Origin of the sequence: Pseudomonas sp. NyZ201 (assembly GCF_049860765.1) — a bacterium.
GTDB lineage: Bacteria > Pseudomonadota > Gammaproteobacteria > Pseudomonadales > Pseudomonadaceae > Aquipseudomonas > Aquipseudomonas bharatica.
This window is the reverse complement of sequence record NZ_CP187557.1, coordinates 552,779-572,389: the sequence shown is the minus strand read 5'-3', so window position 1 is coordinate 572,389 and position 19,611 is coordinate 552,779. Positions and strand designations below refer to the sequence as shown.

The window sequence follows — 19,611 nt, the reverse complement described above, 5'->3', positions numbered from 1 at the left end:
GCGTCGGGTCTGGTTGAACAACAGGAGTTTCGTCAATGAGCACGCAGATCGGCCAAGGCCGCCTGAACATTCCCGCCCTCCGCCAGCGCAAGGGTGCCGGCAGGGCAGTTCCCGGGGCTTGAGCACTGCTTCAAGGCGGCGGGTTGAGTACACTGGGCAGGTCCGCGCCTTGCCCTTGAGAAATCCATGTCCGATAGCCGCACCCTCGCCCTCGACGAAATCGACCGCCAGTTGATCGCCGCCCTGCAGATCAACGCCCGTGAAAGCGTCGCCACCCTCGCCCGCCAGTTGGGCATCGCGCGGACCACGGTGACCTCGCGGATTGCGCGCCTGGAGAAGGGCAAGGTCATCAGCGGCTATGGCGTGCGCCTCGGGCAGCGCGTCATCGATGGCGGCTTGCAGGCCTATGTGGGTATCACCGTACAGCCCCGCGCCGGGCGCGAGATCGTGCGGCGGCTGAGTGCCATGGGCCAGGTGCAGCAGCTGTGCGCGGTGAGTGGAGAATTCGATTATGTGGCGTGGCTGAGAAGTGACTCGCCGGAGCAGCTGGATCAGCTGCTGGACCAGATCGGCAGCCTGGAGGGGGTGGAGAAGACCACGACCTCCATCATCCTCAGCAGCAAGGTCGATCGGGGGCAGCCACTTTGAGGCGGACCCTGTGGGAGCGGGTTCACCCGCGATGGCGTCAGTGAGCCCAGCACCGCCATCGCGGGTGAACCCGCTCCCACAGGGTCCGTCATCTTGTCATTGATCATCGTCATATCGACTCAAAACATCACAAAACGACAACACTCTGCATCTTAATTACGAACACCCACCTCCCTAAAATTGACCACCAGGCATTTCCTATACTCAGGCTCCCCAGCCCCCTGGCAGGTCTCCTCATGAACAAGAACAACCGCCACCCCGCCGATGGCAAGAAGCCCGTTACCATCTTCGGCCCCGACTTTCCCTTCGCCTTCGACGACTGGATCGAGCACCCTGCCGGCCTCGGCAGCATCCCGGCCGAGCGCCATGGCGAGGAGGTGGCGATCGTCGGTGCCGGCATCGCGGGCCTGGTGGCGGCGTATGAATTGATGAAACTCGGCCTCAAGCCCGTCGTCTACGAGGCCTCGAAGATGGGCGGCCGCCTGCGCTCGCAAGCCTTTGCCGGCACCGAGGGCATCGTCGCCGAACTGGGCGGCATGCGCTTCCCGGTGTCATCGACGGCGTTCTATCACTACGTCGACAAGCTCGGCCTGCAGACCAGGCCGTTCCCCAACCCCCTGACCCCGGCCTCCGGCAGCACGGTGATCGACCTCGAAGGCAAGACCTGGTACGCCGAAAAAGCCGCCGATTTGCCGGCCCTGTTCCAGGAAGTCGCCGACGCCTGGGCCGACGCCCTGGAGGACGGTGCGCGCTTCGGCGATATCCAGCAGGCCATCCGCGACCGCGACGTACCGCGCCTGAAGGAACTGTGGAACACCCTGGTCCCGCTATGGGACGACCGCACCTTCTACGACTTCGTCGCCACCTCGAAAGCCTTCGCCAAACTCAGTTTCCTGCACCGCGAAGTGTTCGGCCAGGTCGGCTTCGGCACCGGCGGCTGGGACTCGGACTTCCCCAACTCGATGCTGGAAATCTTCCGCGTGGTCATGACCAACTGCGACGACCACCAGCACCTGATCGTCGGCGGCGTCGAGCAGGTACCGCTGGGCATTTGGAAACATGTGCCGCAGCGCTGCGCCCATTGGCCTGAAGGCACCAGCCTGGCCTCGCTGCACCGAGGCGCCCCGCGCCCCGGGGTCAAGCGCATCGCCCGCAACCAGGACGGCAGCCTGGCGGTCACCGACAACTGGGGTGACACGCGCCATTACGCTGCGGTGCTGACCACCTGCCAGAGCTGGCTGCTGACCACCCAGATCGAATGCGAGGAATCGCTGTTCTCGCAGAAAATGTGGATGGCCCTGGACCGTACCCGCTACATGCAGTCGTCGAAGACCTTCGTGATGGTCGATCGCCCGTTCTGGAAGGACAAGGACCCGGAAACCGGTCGCGACCTGATGAGCATGACCCTCACCGACCGCCTGACCCGCGGCACCTACCTGTTCGACAATGGCGACGATAAACCGGGGGTGATCTGCCTGTCGTACTCGTGGATGAGCGACGCCCTGAAGATGCTCCCGCACCCGGTGGAAAAGCGCGTCAAGCTGGCTCTCGACGCACTGAAGAAGATCTACCCGAAGCTGGATATCGCCGGGCATATCATCGGCGACCCGATCACCGTGTCCTGGGAAGCCGACCCGTACTTCCTCGGCGCCTTCAAGGGCGCCCTTCCCGGCCACTACCGCTATAACCAGCGCATGTACGCCCACTTCATGCAGCAGGACATGCCCGTCGAACAGCGCGGCATCTTCATTGCCGGCGACGATGTATCCTGGACCCCGGCCTGGGTCGAAGGCGCGGTGCAGACCTCCTTGAACGCGGTCTGGGGCATCATGAACCACTTCGGTGGCCGCACCCACCCGGACAACCCCGGCCCGGGCGATGTATTCAACGAGATCGGCCCGATCGCCCTTCCCGACTGACAGGAGATTGCCCATGCGTATCGCCCTCTACCAGGGCTCGCCACAGCCGCTGGACCTTTCCGGCAACCTGGAGCGCCTGGAGCACCAGGCCCAGCTCGCCGCCAGCCAGGGCGCCGAACTGCTGGTGTGCCCGGAAATGTTCGTCAGCGGCTACAACATCGGCAGCGACGCGGTGGCCCGGCTGGCGGAAAAGGCGGAGGGTCCCTCGGCCCGCCGTGTCGCGGCGATTGCCCGGGGCAACGCCATCGCCATCGTCTACGGCTACCCGGAACGCGGCGAGGACCAGCGGATCTACAACAGCGTGCAGTTGATCGACGCTGGTGGCAGCCGCCTCGCCAACTACCGCAAGACCCACCTGTTCGGTGAACTCGACCGCAGCATGTTCAGCCCCGGACCCAATCACTTCCCGGTAGTGGAACTGAATGGCTGGAAGGTCGGCATGCTGATCTGCTACGACATCGAATTCCCGGAGAACGCCCGCCGCCTGGCCCGTGACGGCGCCGAGCTGATCCTGGTGCCGACGGCGAACATGGAGCCGTTCGACTTCATCTGCCAGGTTACCGTGCGCAGCCGCGCCCACGAGAACCAGTGCTACCTGGTCTATGCCAACTACTGCGGTGCCGAAGGCGAGATCCAGTACTGCGGCCACAGCAGCATCGTCGGCCCGGACGGCAGCATCCTGGCCATGGCCGGGCGCGACAGCGCCCTGCTCACGGCGGATATCGACCTGCAACGGGTGCATGAAGGCCGTGCCAGCAGCCCCTATCTGCAGGACCTGCGTGCCGAACTGCATAGCGCGCCACGCAACTGATTTATCCGCTAGCATGACGGCTTGCGCGTTTCGGAGCCGTCATGTCCAGCACCCTCCAGCACCTCGTCCTGAGCAACGGCCTGCGGGTCAGGCTATGGCATGCCCCGCACCTCAAGCGCTGCGCAGCGCTGCTGAGGGTCGAAGCCGGCAGTCATGATGCCCCGCCGGCCTATCCCGGCCTGGCGCACTTCCTCGAACATCTGTTGTTCCTCGGCACGGCACGCTTTCCGGTGGAAGACGGGCTGATGCGCTTCGTCCAGAGCCAGGGCGGGCAGCTCAATGCGAGCACCCGGGAGCGCCACACCGAGTTCTTCTTCGAGGTGCCGCCAACGGCGATGTCCGGCGCGCTGGAGCGGCTCTGCGACATGCTCGCGCATCCGCTGCTGACGCTGGAGCGACAAGCAGCCGAACGCGAAGTGATCCATGCCGAGTGGGTCGCCTGGTCGGCCAATGCCGAGGCGCAGCGACAGTACGCATTGCTGCGCAGCGTCTCGGCGCAGCATCCGTTGAGCGGGTTCCATGCCGGCAACCGGGACTCGTTGCCGATCCACGAGGCGGCGTTTCAGCAAGCGCTGGCCGGATTCCATCGGCAGTTCTACCAGGCCGGGCAGATCATCCTGACCTTGAGCGGGCCACAACCGCTGGAAGCGCTGGCGCGGCAGTTCGGCGCACTGTTCGCACCAGGCGAAAAGGTCAGGCAGAGTGCGGCACCGCCACTGCTCGACGGGCCGCTGCAGCCCGGGCAGATCGAAGGCCAGCTGGATGTGCTGCTCGCCCACGAGGATCTGCCCGACAACGCCTCCTTCGATTACCTCACCACCTGGATCACTGACAGCCGTCCGGGCGGGCTGGGGCATGAACTGCGCGAGCGCGGCTGGCTGCAAGACTTCGCCTTTACCGTGCTGTACCGGTTCGCCGGCCAGGCCCTGCTGCACCTCAAGGCCCGGCTCTCGGCAACAGCGGACAGGACAGAGGTGGAACGGCTGATCCGCGACTGGCTGGCCTTCTTCGGCAAGGCCGACCACAGCGCCCTGTTGCTGGAGTACCAACGCCTGCAAGCCTGCCGCTCGCCCGGTGCACTGGAGCTGGCAAGACGCGACGACGGAGTGCCGATCGTGCCGGAATACCCCGGCGAATCCCGGCATCCATGGAAATTTCCGCAGCCGGAGCCACTGCTGTCGGCGGTTGTGGCGCAAATGCCAGGCACGCCGGTGCCGGCCGGCCTGGCCTACAGTTCGGTGCTTCCGGCCTCCGGCGAATACGCCGCGTTGTACATTCGCTGGCAGGCCGAACACCTGCGCGATGTGCTCAAGCCCTTGAGCGAGCGTGCCAGGCACATCGGGGTTGAGCTCGACTGGACGCGCAGCGCCAACACCTGGCAACTGCGCTGCTGTGGCGCACCGGCCATGGTGCTTGGCGTGGTCGAGCAGGCACTGCAGACACTCGCGAATCCGCCGGCCGTCGGTGCGTCTGCCGAGCCGCCGCTGATCCCGCTCCGACAATTGATGCAGCAGCTGCCACAGGTCCTGGCAGGCGCAGGCCAGCCCGGTTGGACTGCGCTGGCAACAGGCTTCGACGCAGCGGCAGGCAATGCCTTGAATCACCTGCTCGGTCGCCTCGCTGGTACGCCGTACAAACCATCCCGTCCACGCCTCCTGCCCAGTCAATGGCAGCAGTGCGGCGAAAGCGGCGGCGAGCAGGCCCTGCTGCTGTTCGTCCCGGTTGCCGACGAAGCCGCAGGCCGCCTGCTCGCCCACCTGATCCAAGGCCCGTTCTACCAGCGCCTGCGCAGCGAATTGCAACTGGGTTATGCAGTGTTCAGCACCTTCCGTCAGGTTCATGGCTACAGCGGCCTGATGTTCGGTGTGCAATCGCCCGGCGCCAGCCACGCTGAAATACTTGGCCACCTGGGTGATTTCTTCGCCCGTCCCGCCCTGCTGCCGGAGGCCTCGCGCGACAACCTCGCCGCGCAGTTCCACGCAGCGGTCATGCCCAATGCAGACCTGGCCGAATGGCTCTGGCAAGCGCACCTGGCGGGCGGCGACCAGGCTGATCCGCAGGTGCTCGCCGCGCGGATCAGGCAGCTCCGGCAGCCCGATATCGACCGCGCCCGGGCCGATCTTGCCAGCGGCAGGCACTGGCTGATCCTCGCCAACGGCCCCGCCGCGCCAGGATTCTTACCGTCCAGGTAAAAGACCTTTCACCCTTGATTAACCATCCAGTACAAAAAATCTAGTAGGATTGCGCTATCCCGGCGATGTGAACCCTTCATTCCCGGGGATGGACTAAATGAGTAGCTGTCCCTCACCTGACCTATCCGGAAGGAGTAATCCCATGTGGACCAAACCTGCATACACTGACCTGCGTATCGGCTTTGAAGTGACCATGTACTTCGCGAATCGCTAAGCCTTTTTGCGGTACGACGCCTCGGCCAGCCGGGGCGTTTTCATTTTCGGACGCGGCGGGAGCAAGCCATGTACATCCAGATTCTAGGTTCCGCCGCCGGCGGAGGATTCCCGCAGTGGAACTGCAACTGCGCCAACTGCAAGGGTTACCGCGATGGCAGCCTGCGCGCCACGGCCCGCACCCAATCGTCCATCGCCCTGTCCGATGACGGCGAGCACTGGATCCTGTGCAACGCCTCGCCGGATATCCGCGCCCAACTGCAAGGCTTCGCGCCGATGCAACCGGCCCGGGCCCTGCGCGATACCGGCATCGACGCGATCGTCCTGCTCGATAGCCAGATCGACCACACCACCGGCCTGCTCAGCCTGCGCGAAGGTTGCCCGCACCAGGTCTGGTGCACGGAGATGGTCCACCAGGACCTGACCACCGGCTTCCCGCTGTTCAACATGCTCCAACACTGGAATGGCGGCCTGGTCTGGAACCGCATCGAGCTGGATGCCAGCTTCACCATCGAAGCCTGTCCCAACCTGCGCTTCAGCCCGTTCCCGCTGCGCAGCGCAGCACCGCCCTATTCCCCGCACCGCTTCGACCCGCATCCCGGCGACAACCTCGGGCTGATGGTCGAAGACCTGCGCACCGGCGGCAAACTCTTCTATGCCCCGGGCCTGGGCAAGGTCGATGCCGGCCTGTTGCAACGCATGCACGACGCCGACGTGCTGCTGGTGGACGGCACCCTGTGGGATAACGACGAAATGCAGCGCCGCGGCGTCGGCACCCGCACCGGCACGGAGATGGGCCACCTGCCGCAGAACGGCCCCGGCGGCATGCTCGAAGTGCTCGAAGCCTTCCCTGAACAGCGCAAGGTGCTTATCCACATCAACAACACCAACCCGATTCTCGACGAGGACTCGGCCGAGCGCGCCGAGCTGCACCGCCGTGGCGTGGAAGTCGCCTTCGACGGCATGAGCATCACCCTCTAGGAGCCGCCGCCATGAGCCAACCGATGTCCCCCGCCGAATTCGAACAGGCGCTGCGCGCCAAGGGCGCCTACTACCACATCCACCACCCGTATCACGTGGCGATGTACGAGGGCCGTGCGACCCGCGAGCAGATCCAGGGCTGGGTCGCCAACCGTTTCTACTATCAGGTGAACATCCCGCTGAAGGACGCGGCGATCCTCGCCAACTGCCCGGACCGGGAAGTTCGCCGCGAGTGGATCCAGCGCCTGCTCGACCACGACGGTGCTCCCGGCGAGGACGGTGGCATCGAGGCCTGGCTGCGTCTCGGCCAGGCCGTCGGCCTGGATCCGGACCAGTTGCGCAGCCAGGAATTGGTACTCCCCGGCGTACGCTTCGCCGTCGATGCCTACGTCAACTTCGCCCGCCGCGCCAGTTGGCAGGAGGCGGCGAGCAGCTCGCTGACCGAGTTGTTCGCCCCGCAGATCCACCAATCGCGCCTGGACACCTGGCCGCAGCATTACCCGTGGATCGACCCGGCCGGCTACAGCTACTTCCGCACCCGCCTGAGCCAGGCGCGACGCGATGTCGAGCACGGCCTGAGCATCACCCTGCAGCACTACACGACGGTGGAGGGGCAGCAGCGTATGCTGGAAATACTCCAGTTCAAGCTGGACATCCTGTGGAGCATGCTCGACGCCATGAGCATGGCCTACGAACTCGACCGCCCGCCTTACCACAGCGTCACCAGCGAGCGGGTCTGGCACAAGGGGATCGCGCTATGAGCTTCGACCGTCACCTGACCCCGCGCTGGCGTCCCGGCTACCGTTTCCAGTACGAACCGGCGCAGAAGGCCCACGTCCTGCTGTACCCCGAGGGCATGATCAAGCTCAACGAGAGCGCCGCGCTGATCGGCGAGCTGATCGACGGCGAGCGCGACGTGGCAGCGATCATCGCCTTGCTCGACGAGAAATTCCCGGGGGTGCCCGAGCTTCCCGAAGACATCGAGCAATTCATGGAGGTGGCCCGTGCCGAACACTGGATCAACCTTGAGTGAAAAGCCCGGGGTCGGCCTGCCGCTGTGGCTGCTGGCCGAACTGACCTACCGTTGCCCGCTGCAGTGCCCGTATTGCTCCAACCCGCTGGACTTCGCCGAACAGGGCAAGGAGCTGAGCACCGAGCAGTGGTTCAAGGTGATGGCCGAGGCGCGGGAAATGGGCGCCGCCCAGCTGGGCTTTTCCGGTGGCGAGCCGCTGGTGCGCCAGGACCTCGCCGAGCTGATCGGCGAAGGCCGGCGCCTGGGTTACTACACCAACCTGATCACCTCCGGCATCGGCCTCAGCGAAGAGAAGATCGCCACGTTCAAGAAAGCCGGCCTGGATCATATCCAGATCAGCTTCCAGGCCAGCGACGAGCAAGTGAACAACCTGCTCGCCGGCTCGAAGAAGGCTTTCGCGCAGAAGCTGGAAATGGCCAGGGCGGTGAAGGCCCACGGTTATCCGATGGTGCTCAACTTCGTCACCCACCGGCACAACATCGATCGCATCGACCGCATCATCGAGCTGTGCATCGCCCTGGAAGCCGACTTCGTCGAACTCGCCACCTGCCAGTTCTACGGCTGGGCCCACCTGAACCGGCTCGGCTTGCTACCCACCAAGGCCCAGCTGGAGCGTGCCGAGCGCATTACCAACGAGTACCGCGAACGGCTCAAGGCCGAAGGCAACCCGTGCAAGCTCATTTTCGTTACCCCGGACTACTATGAAGAACGGCCCAAGGCCTGCATGAACGGCTGGGGCAGCGTGTTCCTCACGGTCACCCCGGACGGCACCGCCCTGCCCTGCCATGGCGCGCGGCAACTGCCGGTGCAGTTCCCCAACGTGCGCGAGCACAGCATGCAGCACATCTGGTACGACTCCTTCGGCTTCAACCGCTACCGGGGTTACGACTGGATGCCCGAACCCTGCCGCTCCTGCGACGAAAAGGAGCGGGATTTCGGCGGCTGCCGCTGCCAGGCGTTCATGCTCACCGGCGATGCCAGCAAGGCCGATCCGGTATGCTCCAAGTCGGCGGACCACGGCATCATCCTCGCCGCCAGGGAGGAGGCCGAGACCGCCACCCTGACCATCGAGGAGATGACTTTCCGCAATGAGCGCACCTCACGACTTATCGCCCGCGGCTGAGCGCTTCAGCGCCGACCAGGCCGTCGCCGCCGGCACCGATTTCGCCGAACTGAAGGCTGGCCGCGATGGCCTATTCTGGAACGAGTTCCGTCCTCGTGACGGTGCCTGCCGTATCTGGCAATGGCGCAACGGCCAGGCCCGCTGCCTGACCCCGGACGGGTTCAGCGTACGCAGCCGGGTGTATGAGTACGGCGGACGTTCGTTCTGCCTGGGCGAGAACGAGGTGTTCTTCGTCAACGAGGCGGACCAGCAGCTGTATCGCCAGGTACTGGACGGCGGTCAACCGCTGGCCTTGACCCAGGGCGAGCGACGTTACGGCGACCTGGTCTGGGCCGGCGGGCGAGTGCTGGCCGTCGAGGAAAGCGGCAAGGAGCACCGTCTGGTCGCGATCAGCCAAGGCCGACGCGAGATCCTCGCCGAGGGCGCCGACTTCTATGCCTCGCCAACCCTGAGCGACGACGGCCAGCGCCTGGCCTGGATCGAATGGAGCCGACCGGACCAACCCTGGACCGCGACCCGCCTGTATATCCGCGAAGCTAACGGCGAAGTCCGCTGCGTCGCGGGTGACCAGGGCCCGGCGCAATCCCTGCAGCAGCCGCGTTTCGACCGCGAAGGGCGGCTGTATTGCCTGTCCGATCTCAATGGTTTCTGGCAGCCGTGGGGCGAGACCGCGCAAGGCTGGCAGGCGTTGCCGAGCTGCGATGCCGACCACGCCGCGGCGCCATGGCAACTGGGCGCCAGCACCTGGCTGGCGCTGGACGATGGTTATCTCGCCACCTGGTTCGAGCAGGGTTTCTCCCGCCTCGGCCTGCGCAAGCGCGACGGCGAACTGACCACGATCGAAAGCGAATACAGCCGCTTGCGCTGCCTGGACCTGGACGACCACTTCATCTACGCCGTCGCCGCCTCGCCGCTGCATTCGGCGGCAGTGATCGCCATCGACCGCCGCGATCACTCGGTGCAGGTACTGGCCGGCGGCGTGCAGCCCCTGCCGGCCGAGCGCATCAGCAAGCCGCGCGGTTTCAGCTATCCCAGCGGCGACGGCGAGGCCCATGGTTTCTTCTATCCGGCGATGAACGGCAGCAAGCCTGCGCCGCTGGTGGTGTTCGTCCATGGCGGGCCGACTTCGGCCTGTTATCCGGTGCTCGACCCGCGTATCCAGTACTGGACCCAGCGTGGCTTTGCCGTGGCCGACCTCAACTATCGCGGCAGCAGCGGCTATGGCCGGGCCTATCGCCAGGCGCTGCACCTGCGCTGGGGCAAGGTGGATGTCGAGGATGCCTGCGCGGCGGTGCTGTACCTGGCTGGTGAAGGGCTGATCGATCCGTACCAGGCGTTCATTCGTGGCGGCAGTGCCGGCGGCTATACCACGCTCTGCGCCTTGGCCTTCGAGGATGTGTTCCGCGGCGGTGCCAGCCTGTACGGCGTGAGCGACCCGCTGGCACTGGCCAGGGCCACGCACAAGTTCGAAGGCGATTACCTGGACTGGCTGATCGGCGATCCCGAGCGGGATATCGAGCGCTACCGCGAACGCACGCCGCTATTGCATGCGGGCAATATCCGCGTGCCGGTGATCTTCTTCCAGGGCGAACTGGATGCGGTGGTGGTGCCGGAGCAGACACGCGCGATGCTGAAGGCGTTGAAGGACAACGGCATCGAGGCCGAGGGCCATTTCTACCCGACCGAAAGGCATGGCTTCAGAACGGCGGCGAACCTGGCGCATGCGCTGGAGGAGGAATGGAAGTTCTACAGCAGGATTCTCGAAAGCTGACCCTGTGGGACCGGGTTCACCCGCGATTGCGGTAGTGAAATCACCGACGTAATCGCGGGTAAACCCGCTCCCACAGGGTATTGTGTATGCCTTCTATCGCTTGGCGATGATATACACCGCATGCACGATCCCCGGGATGTAGCCCAGCAGGGTCAGCAGGATATTCAGCCAGAACGCACCGGCGAAGCCGACCTGCAGGAACACACCCAGCGGAGGCAGGAGAATGGCGAAGATGATACGAATCAGGTCCATGGCAAAGCTCCCAAAGTAGTGTCCTCATACTGACTCTGGCCCAGCCCGGACGGTTCCGCTTGTTTCCCGCGCACAAAAAACGCCCCGGACCAAAAACAACAGGCCCGGGGCGACGCGCAGGAACGCGAGACGGTTCTTTGAATTCGTTTACGAGCGGCTGCCGAGCTGCGCGGTATGCACCCGGGCGAAGGCCCGGGCCAGGCGCAGGAGCATCTCGTCGATATTGCCGTGGCTGACGGTCAGCGCCGGCGAGAAGCGCAACACACTGGCTTGCGGCGCATTGAGCAGCAGACCTTCCTGGCGTGCCGCCTTGACCACTTGTGCCGCCAACGGCTCATGCAGCTCCAGCCCCCAGAGCAAACCCTGCCCACGCACCTCGCCCAGGCCGTAGCGCCCGGCCAGACGGCTGAGGCCATCACGCAGGTGACGGCCGGCAGCGCCCACCTGGTCGAGGAAGCCGTGCTCAAGCACGGTTTCCAGCACGGCCAGCCCCGCAGCACTCATCAATGCATTGCCGTGATGGCTGCCTTCCAGTTCGCCGGCTTCTGCGCAACACGCCGTGCCGCGGGCCAGCAGCGCAGCCAGTGGCACACCGCCGCCCAGGCCCTTGCCCAGGGTGAGGATATCGGCGCGCACGCCATAGGTTTGCTCGGCCAGCAGGGCACCGCAGCGGCCCATGCCGGTCTGCACCTCATCGAGGATCAGCAGGATCCCCAGTTCGCGACACAGGCGCTCGACCCCCTTGAGGTAATGCCGGGTCGCCGGGATCACTCCGGCTTCGCCCTGGATCGGCTCGAGCATGATCGCCACGGTGCGCGAGTCCACTGCCGCGTGCAGCGCCGCCAGGTCGTTGAACGGCACCTTGCTGAAACCCGGCAGGCCTGGCTCGCAGCGGTTGCACGGCAGCGGGTCCGAGGCGGCCAGGGTGCCGAGGCTACGGCCATGGCTGCCCTGGCTGGCGCTGATGATGTGGTAGGCGCCATTACGATGCAGCTGGCCCCATTTGCGCGCCAGCTTGATCGCGCCCTCGCAGGCTTCCGCACCGCTGTTGAGCAGATGGGCCTGGTCGCTGCCGGTGCTCTGGCAGAGTAGGTTGACCAGCTTCAGATGCTCGCGGTTATGAAAGCCGGCCCCGGAGTTGATCAGCGCCTGCGCCTGGCCGCTCAGGGCCTGCACGAGCACCTTGGGGCTATGCCCGAGGCTGTTGACCGCATTGCCCTGGGTAAAGTCGAGAAATGCCCGGCCTTCGCTATCCCATAGCCAGGAACCCTGGCCACGAACGAAAACCTGCTCGGCCAGTTGCTTGCTCGGCATCAGGCATTCCCGCGACAACGGATCGACGGGTTCACCCGGCAGCGGCGCGACATCGACCACGGGAGCCAGCTGGCGACGCAGATTGAACAGGTTCATGCGCGCAGCCCTTCCAGCCAGCGTGACGACAGGGCCGGACGATCCACCCGTTTCCTCAAGCCAGCATGCTCCCACCGAGGTTTAGCCTTGCCTATGTAAACGCCATCCACCTGTACGCTGCTCATTGCGCCCTCTGGGCCTGTAAACCTCGTGAATACGGGCGTAGAGTAGGCTTCCGACGGCCTTCGGGCCATTTCGTTTTTCGAGCATTTTCGATAAGTAAAGCTTATGGATTTCCGCCAACTGCGATATTTCGTCGCGGTGTATGAAGAAGGCCATGTCGGCCGCGCCGCCGAACGCCTGTCGCTGTCCCAGCCGGCGCTGTCGCAGCAGATCCGCCAGCTCGAACACAGCCTCGATGTCAGCCTGTTCGAACGGGGCAACAAGCGCCTGCTGCCGACCCTTGCCGCGCACACCCTGTACAACCATGCCCTGCCCTTGCTCGACGGCATGCAACGGGCCCGCGACGCCCTGCGCAATTTCCAGGGCCAGGCCCTGCGCACCCTGGCCATCGGCGTACTGCAAACGGTGCGGCCGAGCATGGTTCCGCAACTGCTCGACCGGGTGCGCAAGGCGCAGCCGCACCTTGTGGTGCAGATCTACGAATTGTCAGGCCAGGAAATCGAACGACGCTTGCTCAACGGCAGCCTGGATATCGGCATCAGCTACCTGCCGCCTCGCCAGCCGGGGCTGCACGGATTGCTGTTGTACGAGGACGAGTTGCAGGTAGTGATTCCCGCCACCCACCCGCTGCGCGAATTCAAGAAGGTCTCGCTGAAGCAGGCGGCGGAACTGCCGATGATCCTTCTCGGCGAGGAATTCCAGGTGCGGCAGATCTGGCAAGGCCAGCTGGCCAACCTCGGGCGGCGTCCACAGGTACAGGCGGAAATGAACAACATGGGCGGGATTCTCGACAGCCTGCACCATACCTCGCTGGCCACGGTGCTGCCGGGGCGTGCGCGGGAGGCCTCGGAGGATCACGAACTGCTTTGGAAGCCATTGAGCGAGCCACGGGTGCCGCTCAAGGTCGGCCTGGTGTTTCGCGATGCGCAACGCCAGCAGGCCTCGGTGGAACTGCTGCGCACGTTGCTGGAAGAAGAGATCGATCCGCGGCAGATGGGCGTTTCAGCGCTGGACGTGCTTGGCTAGCCGGAGAAAAAACGCAGGCAAAAGAAAACCCCGCCGAAGCGAGGTTTTCTCAGACTGTTTCCCTTTGACTTCCCTTTCGTCCCACCGTCCCGGGCAGGCTTCCTTCGTTCCGTCCTTGTGATGTACTTTGCGCGTCCTGCGCTTCGTCCATGGAAAGAAGATTAACTTCGGATCCAATCCTAGAGAAGACGCCAAACGTCACCACGTCATGTAAGCAAATGCTTACATGACGCTTTCACCTCAGAACTGCTCGGCCTCCAGCAGGTACAGCGACTCGCTGCCAGCCTTGACCGAGGCGCACAGCGACTGCAAGCGCGGCAACAGGCGGGCGAAGTAGAAGCGTGCGGTGCCCAGCTTGCTGGCGTAGAAGTCCTCTTCGCCCTGCTTCGCCAGCGCCGTGCGCGCCATCAGCGCCCACATGTAGGCGTAGGCGACATAGCCGAAGGCGTGCAGGTACTCGACCGACGCCGCGCCGATCTCGTTCGGATTGCCCTTGGCCCGGTCCAGTACCCAGGCGGTCAGGGCATCCAGGTCATCCAGCGCAGCATTCAGCGGTTTGACGAACTCGCCAAGGTCACTGCCGGCGGTAGCGGTGAAATGGCGGATCTCGTCGGCGAACAACTTGTAGAACGCACCGCCGCTGCCGACGATCTTGCGCCCCATCAGGTCCAGGGCCTGGATACCGTTGGTGCCTTCGTAGATCTGGGTGATGCGCACATCACGTACCAGCTGTTCCTGGCCCCACTCGCGGATATAGCCGTGGCCACCGAAGATCTGCTGGCCATGCACGGCACTCTCCAGCCCGAGGTCGGTGAGGAAGGCCTTGGCCACCGGGGTCAGCAGCGCCACCAGGTCTTCAGCGCGCTTGCGGGTGCTGGCGTCCTCGCTGTACTTGGCGGTGTCCAATTGCATGGCAACGTAGGTGGAGAAGGCACGGCCACCTTCGTTCAGCGCCTTCATGGTCAGCAGCATGCGGCGCACGTCGGGGTGGACGATGATCGGATCGGCGACCTTGTCCTTGGCCTGTGGCCCGGTCGGGGCACGGCTTTGCAGGCGGTCACGGGCGTATTCGATGGCGTTCTGGTAGGAGCGCTCCGCCGAGGCAAGGCCCTGGATACCGACACCCAGGCGCTCGTAGTTCATCATGGTGAACATGGCCGCCAGGCCCTTGTTCGGCTCGCCGACGAGATAGCCGACGGCGGCGTCGAAGTTCATCACGCAGGTGGCCGACGCCTGGATACCCATCTTGTGCTCGATCGAACCGCAATTGGCCGGGTTGCGCTCGCCCAGGCTGCCGTCGGCGTTGACCAGGAACTTGGGCACCAGGAACAGCGAGATGCCCTTCGGCCCCGCCGGCGCGTCCGGCAGCTTGGCCAGCACCAGATGGATGATGTTCTCGGTGAGGTCGTGCTCGCCGCCGGTAATGAAGATCTTGGTCCCACTGACCTTGTAGCTGCCGTCCGCCTGCGGCTCGGCGCGGGTGCGGATGATGCCCAGGTCGGTGCCGGCGTGAGGCTCGGTCAGGCACATGGAACCGGCCCAGACCCCGGCGTACATGTTCGGCAGGTATTTTTCCTTCAGCTCTTCGCTGGCGTGGGCATTGATCGACAGGCAGGCGCCGGCGGTCAGCATCGGGTACAGGCCGAAGGCCAGGCTCGACGAGTTGACCATTTCCTCGACCTGGGCCGAGATCACCTTGGGCATTCCCATGCCGCCGTACACCGGATCGCCACCGACACCGACCCAGCCACCTTCGGCGTAGGTGCGATAGGCGTCGATGAAGCCGGCCGGCGTGCGCACCGCACCGTTATCCCAGTGGCAGCCTTCCTCGTCGGCGGCGCGGCTCAGCGGAGCGATGGTCTTGGCGGTAACCTTGCCGGCTTCCTCCAGCACGGCCAGGGCGGTGTCTTCGTCCACCGCGTCAGCCAGTCCGGGCAGGGCTGCCCACAGTTTCGAGACTTCGAAAACTTCGTTGAGAACGAAGCGCATATCGCGCAGCGGCGCTTTGTAGTCAGCCATGGCAACCTCTCACACCTTGAGTCGTGGGCAATCCCGCAAGGGACCGGTACTAAGGTCTTGGAGTGTAACCGAACAACTTTTGCGACACATAGGGTCATCTAAAGACCGATAAGTCAGTTTCGGTCACGCCACGCGCAAGGCTCCCCGCTTCTCTCTTTGCCCATGGGCCATCACGCAGTTACGCCCTGCGCCCTTGGCTGCGTAGAGCGCCTGGTCGGCGGCCTTGAGCACTTCTTCAGGAGTGCGGTGCTCGGGATGGCGCTCGCACACGCCGACGCTGACCGTCACCGACACACTGCCGCTGCCCGCCGTGCCGCGGCGCTGGCGGCCCTGCTGGTCATCCTGCGGGCGGCTCTCCTGGTTGCGCAGCTGGATAGCGTAGTTGGCGATCATCTCGCGCACGGCTTCCAGGTGCGGGATGCACTCTTCCAGGGTCTTGCCGGCGAAAACCAGGCAGAACTCCTCGCCACCGTAGCGATAGGCGCGACCGCCGCCGGTGACCTTGGACAGTTTGCTCGCTACCAGGCGCAGCACCTGGTCGCCGACATCGTGGCCATGGGTGTCGTTGAATTTCTTGAAGTGGTCGACGTCGGTCATCGCCAGCACGTAGTTGCGCCCCAGGCGCTGCATGCGCTCGTTCAGCGCGCGTCGCCCCGGCAGGCCGGTCAGCTCGTCGCGGAAGGCCATCTGGTAGGCCTCGTGGGACACCGACGCAGCGATCATCAGCATCACCTGACTGCACATGATGTTCAGGGTGAACGGCAGGATGAAGGTTTGCGGCAGCATCCAGAAGATCCCGACCAGGCCGATGATCTGCGCCGCGTGCAAGGGCCGTGGCTCGCGCAGGTACTGCACCACGAGCACCACGAAGGCAAGGAAGAACACCGGGTAGGACATCTGGATCAAGCTCATCCACTGCCCATGCAGCGCCGGCCAGCGGATTTCCGCCAGCCAGTTCAGCAGTGCCTGCGGGTAACTCTGCTCCAGGCCCAGCGCCACGCTGCCCACCGCCAGCAGCACGGCGAAGCGCGCCACCATGTCCTGGAACAGATGGGTACGCTCTTGCCAGGCGCCGAACAGGGCGAACAGCATCGGCAGCAGCAGGCACACCAGGTGGAACACCACGGCCGCGTCCTCGCGCACGCGGCCGTGGTCGCGGTAGAAGTCGGTCTGGGTATCCAGCAGGTAGTAGGCGATGTACACGGTGATCATCAGGAACAGCTCGCGCTGCCGGCGATACACCGCGCAGTAGGCACCGCCGAGCAGCAGCACCAGGGTGGGCAGGACGTTGAACAGCGAGGTGAAGAACACCGACAGATCGCGCACGTAGGCAGCGGCGAGCCCGGACAGCAGGAGGAAGGCCCCGGGGAGGAAGTGACTCAGGCGTACAGCAGACAAACGAAACAAGGGAACTCTCCGATCCAGCAGATCGATAATGTCATTGTGCCTTTACTGTATCGATAATGCACATGAATAGATGAAATTTTGGCGCCAATTTATTTAACGGCACCAAAGGGCTGGAGCTTGAAGCTCATTTGCTGGATCAATTCCGAAAGCGGTACGCGGACCCTGTGGGAGCGGGTTCACCCGCGATTGCAATGTTGGATTCACTATCGCAATCGCGGGTGAACCCGCTCCCACAGGGTCCGCGTCCAGCTTTTCGAGGGCGAAAAAAAACGCCTGCCGGTGAGGGCAGGCGTTTTTCGTTGAAGCGGATGACTCAGTACGCCAGGCCGAAGTGCTCCTCGTCCATCGCCATCAGGTTGTTCGCGCCCGACAGCATGGTCGCCACGTGGGTGCGGGTACGCGGCAGGATGCGCTGGAAGTAGAAGCGCGCGGTCTGCAGCTTGGCGGTGTAGAAGGCTTCCTCGCTGGTGCCGGCAGCCAGTTTCTCGGCCGCCAGGCGGGCGATGTCGGCCCAGAAGTAAGCCAGGCAGGCATAACCGGAATACATCAGGTAGTCCACCGAGGCGGCACCCACTTCCTCGCGGTCCTTCATGGCGGCCATGCCGACCTTCATGGTCAGTTCGCCCCATTCCTTGTTCAGCGCGGCCAGCGGCTCGACGAACTCCTTGACGGCTTCGTTGCCTTCCTGGGCCTGGCAGAACTTGTGCACGATCTTGGTGAAGCCCTTCAGCGCTTCGCCCTGGGTCATCAGTACCTTGCGGCCCAGCAGGTCAAGGGCCTGGATGCCGGTGGTGCCTTCGTACAGCATGGAGATACGGCTGTCGCGTACGTTCTGCTCCATGCCCCACTCGGCGATGAAGCCGTGGCCGCCATAGATCTGCACACCGTGGTTGGCCGCTTCGAAGCCGACCTCGGTCATGAACGCCTTGGCGATCGGGGTCATGAAGGCCAGCAGCGCGTCGGCCTTTTTCTTCTCTTCTTCGTCCTGGCTGTACTTGACGATGTCCACCTGCTTGGCGGTGAAGTAGACCATCGCCCGGTTACCCTCGGCGAAGGCTTTCATGGTCAGCAGCATGCGCCGCACGTCCGGGTGCACGATGATCGGGTCGGCCGCCTTGTCCGGCGCTTTCGGGCCGGTCAGCGAGCGCATCTGCAGGCGGTCGCGGGCATATTTCAGGCCACCCTGGAACGCCACCTCGGCGTGGGCCAGGCCTTGCAGCGCGGTACCCAGGCGAGCGGTGTTCATGAAGGTGAACATGCAGTTCAGGCCCTTGTTGGCCGGGCCGATCAGGAAGCCGGTAGCCGCGTCGAAGTTCATCACGCAGGTAGCGTTGCCGTGGATACCCATCTTGTGCTCGATGGAACCGCAGGTAACGGTGTTGCGCTCGCCCACGCCACCTTCGGCGTTCGGCAGGAACTTGGGCACGATGAACAGGGAAATGCCCTTGGTGCCAGCTGGTGCATCGGGCAGGCGGGCCAGGACGATATGGACGATGTTGTCGGCCATGTCGTGCTCACCGGCGGAGATGAAGATCTTGGTGCCGGTAACCTTGTAGGAACCGTCGGCCTGGGGCTCGGCCTTGGTACGCAGCATGCCCAGGTCGGTACCGCAATGCGGCTCGGTCAGGCACATGGTGCCGGTCCATTCGCCGGTCACCAGCTTGCTCAGGTAGGTGTGCTGCTGTTCGGCGGTACCGTGGGCGGAAAGCGTGTTCATCGCGCCATGGGACAGGCCCGGGTACATGCCCCAGGACCAGTTGGACTCGCCGACCATCTCGCTGATGGCCAGGCCCAGCGACTCCGGCAGGCCCTGGCCGCCGTGCTCGACGTCGTGGGCCAGGCTCGGCCAGCCGCCTTCGACGAACTGCTTGTAGGCTTCCTTGAAGCCGGTCGGGGTCTTAACGCCGGATTCGCTCCAGGTGCAGCCTTCCAGGTCACCCACGCGGTTCAGCGGTGCCAGCACCTGCTCACAGAACTTGGCGCCCTCTTCGAGGATGGCGTCGACCATGTCCGGCGTGGCGTCCTGGCAACCCGGCAGGCTCTGATAGTGCGCTTCATAGCCGAGCAGTTCATCACGGACGAAACGAATATCACGCAAGGGGGCTTTGTAGTCAGGCATAGCGATGAACCTCTGCTGATGAATCCTAGTTGGGTTGAAAGACCACGCCGAGCAGTTCGGCCTTGGGGTCAAACGATTGTTTGAAACATACGTTTACGCCCATGCCTTGTCAACACCCGGCCAATGACACTTCTGCCATCGTCCAGACGAACTACGAACGTAGGAAAAGTCTTTGCAGCAGGTAGCCGAACGCCTGGCAGGAAAGCCAAGGCGCTGATGCATAAAGAGTAGGGAAGAAAGATGAAGCCTGAGGCGTCGCGCCTCAGGCGTAGGTATCGATCAAGGTGCCGAGCATTTCGTCCGATGCTTTGGCCACTTTGACACCGAGTTCGACCTGATGCTTGCCCAAGGCCTGCTCGACGCTGGTGGTGGCCATGTCCATCTGCTGGCTGCGATCCACGGCGCGCAGGCGCTCGGCCTGGAAATCGCTGGATTGACTGGTGGCGGCCCGCTCCACGGTGTTATTGGCGATCTGGCTGGCGGCCTGGTCGACGCGCTGCTGTCCGGCCTGAATGGCGCCCAGGCCGGCATAGAATGCAGAACTGCCCGAGATTTCCATTTCAA

The 19,611-nt window shown here is 64.3% G+C and carries 17 protein-coding genes; 11 read left to right on the top strand and 6 right to left on the bottom strand.

The window, feature by feature from the left end; genetic code table 11:
- Window positions 1-186 precede the first annotated feature (186 nt).
- The 10 genes from ACPFMA_RS02485 (at window position 187) to ACPFMA_RS02440 (ending at window position 10,691) form a co-directional block, all read left to right on the top strand.
- Window positions 187-648 (top strand): Lrp/AsnC family transcriptional regulator, encoded by a 462-nt coding sequence (locus ACPFMA_RS02485; protein ID WP_064302998.1) that lies wholly within the window; start codon window positions 187-189, stop codon window positions 646-648.
- 236 nt (window positions 649-884) lie between these two features.
- Window positions 885-2,567, top strand: coding sequence for a flavin monoamine oxidase family protein (locus ACPFMA_RS02480; protein ID WP_425929630.1), 1,683 nt, complete (start codon window positions 885-887; stop codon window positions 2,565-2,567).
- A 13-nt stretch (window positions 2,568-2,580) separates the two neighbouring features.
- Window positions 2,581-3,378 (top strand): carbon-nitrogen hydrolase family protein, encoded by a 798-nt coding sequence (locus ACPFMA_RS02475; protein WP_425929629.1) that lies wholly within the window; start codon window positions 2,581-2,583, stop codon window positions 3,376-3,378.
- Between the two features lie 41 nt (window positions 3,379-3,419).
- A complete protein-coding gene (pqqF, locus tag ACPFMA_RS02470; RefSeq protein WP_425929628.1) occupies window positions 3,420-5,570 on the top strand; it encodes a pyrroloquinoline quinone biosynthesis protein PqqF in 2,151 nt (716 codons plus the stop codon).
- Between the two features lie 142 nt (window positions 5,571-5,712).
- Window positions 5,713-5,784: a pyrroloquinoline quinone precursor peptide PqqA gene (gene pqqA, locus ACPFMA_RS02465; RefSeq protein WP_003243383.1), complete on the top strand. Its 72-nt coding sequence runs from the start codon at window positions 5,713-5,715 to the stop codon at window positions 5,782-5,784.
- A gap of 68 nt (window positions 5,785-5,852) precedes the next feature.
- Window positions 5,853-6,764 (top strand): pyrroloquinoline quinone biosynthesis protein PqqB, encoded by a 912-nt coding sequence (gene pqqB / locus ACPFMA_RS02460; RefSeq protein ID WP_425929627.1) that lies wholly within the window; start codon window positions 5,853-5,855, stop codon window positions 6,762-6,764.
- 11 nt (window positions 6,765-6,775) lie between these two features.
- Window positions 6,776-7,525, top strand: coding sequence for a pyrroloquinoline-quinone synthase PqqC (gene pqqC / locus ACPFMA_RS02455; RefSeq protein WP_009404211.1), 750 nt, complete (start codon window positions 6,776-6,778; stop codon window positions 7,523-7,525).
- Window positions 7,522-7,797, top strand: a complete 276-nt coding sequence (pqqD, locus tag ACPFMA_RS02450) for a pyrroloquinoline quinone biosynthesis peptide chaperone PqqD (RefSeq protein WP_009404210.1) — start codon at window positions 7,522-7,524, stop codon at window positions 7,795-7,797. The genes pqqC and pqqD overlap by 4 nt, the downstream gene beginning before the upstream one ends.
- A complete protein-coding gene (gene pqqE / locus ACPFMA_RS02445) occupies window positions 7,769-8,920 on the top strand; it encodes a pyrroloquinoline quinone biosynthesis protein PqqE (RefSeq protein WP_425929626.1) in 1,152 nt (383 codons plus the stop codon). The genes pqqD and pqqE overlap by 29 nt, the downstream gene beginning before the upstream one ends.
- Window positions 8,886-10,691 carry a prolyl oligopeptidase family serine peptidase gene (locus tag ACPFMA_RS02440; protein ID WP_425929625.1) on the top strand — a complete coding sequence of 602 codons (1,806 nt, stop codon included), beginning with the start codon at window positions 8,886-8,888 and terminating at the stop codon, window positions 10,689-10,691. Before pqqE ends, ACPFMA_RS02440 begins: the two co-directional genes overlap by 35 nt.
- 93 nt (window positions 10,692-10,784) lie before the next feature.
- On the opposite strand, the gene ACPFMA_RS02435 is transcribed toward ACPFMA_RS02440, so the two are convergent.
- A complete protein-coding gene (locus ACPFMA_RS02435; RefSeq protein WP_009404205.1) occupies window positions 10,785-10,943 on the bottom strand; it encodes a YqaE/Pmp3 family membrane protein in 159 nt (52 codons plus the stop codon).
- A gap of 147 nt (window positions 10,944-11,090) precedes the next feature.
- Entirely contained in the window at window positions 11,091-12,353 is a 1,263-nt protein-coding gene (locus ACPFMA_RS02430) for an aspartate aminotransferase family protein (RefSeq protein WP_064303004.1), read from the bottom strand.
- A 228-nt stretch (window positions 12,354-12,581) separates the two neighbouring features.
- Here ACPFMA_RS02430 and ACPFMA_RS02425 point away from each other — a divergent pair, with 228 nt between their 5' ends.
- Window positions 12,582-13,502, top strand: a complete 921-nt coding sequence (locus ACPFMA_RS02425; protein ID WP_064303005.1) for a LysR family transcriptional regulator — start codon at window positions 12,582-12,584, stop codon at window positions 13,500-13,502.
- Window positions 13,503-13,742: 240 nt separating this feature from the next.
- Here ACPFMA_RS02425 and ACPFMA_RS02420 read toward each other — a convergent pair whose 3' ends face one another.
- The 4 genes from ACPFMA_RS02420 to ACPFMA_RS02405 form a co-directional block, all read right to left on the bottom strand.
- Window positions 13,743-15,521 (bottom strand): acyl-CoA dehydrogenase C-terminal domain-containing protein, encoded by a 1,779-nt coding sequence (locus tag ACPFMA_RS02420; RefSeq protein WP_009404199.1) that lies wholly within the window; start codon window positions 15,519-15,521, stop codon window positions 13,743-13,745.
- Between the two features lie 123 nt (window positions 15,522-15,644).
- On the bottom strand, window positions 15,645-16,928 hold the full coding sequence (locus ACPFMA_RS02415; protein ID WP_064303007.1) for a GGDEF domain-containing protein: 1,284 nt from the start codon (window positions 16,926-16,928) through the stop codon (window positions 15,645-15,647).
- Between the two features lie 313 nt (window positions 16,929-17,241).
- On the bottom strand, window positions 17,242-19,047 hold the full coding sequence (locus ACPFMA_RS02410; protein WP_064303008.1) for a phenylacyl-CoA dehydrogenase: 1,806 nt from the start codon (window positions 19,045-19,047) through the stop codon (window positions 17,242-17,244).
- A gap of 262 nt (window positions 19,048-19,309) precedes the next feature.
- Window positions 19,310-19,606 (bottom strand): pyrroloquinoline quinone biosynthesis protein PqqE, encoded by a 297-nt coding sequence (locus ACPFMA_RS02405; protein WP_425929624.1) that lies wholly within the window; start codon window positions 19,604-19,606, stop codon window positions 19,310-19,312.
- Between the last annotated feature and the right edge of the window lie 5 nt (window positions 19,607-19,611).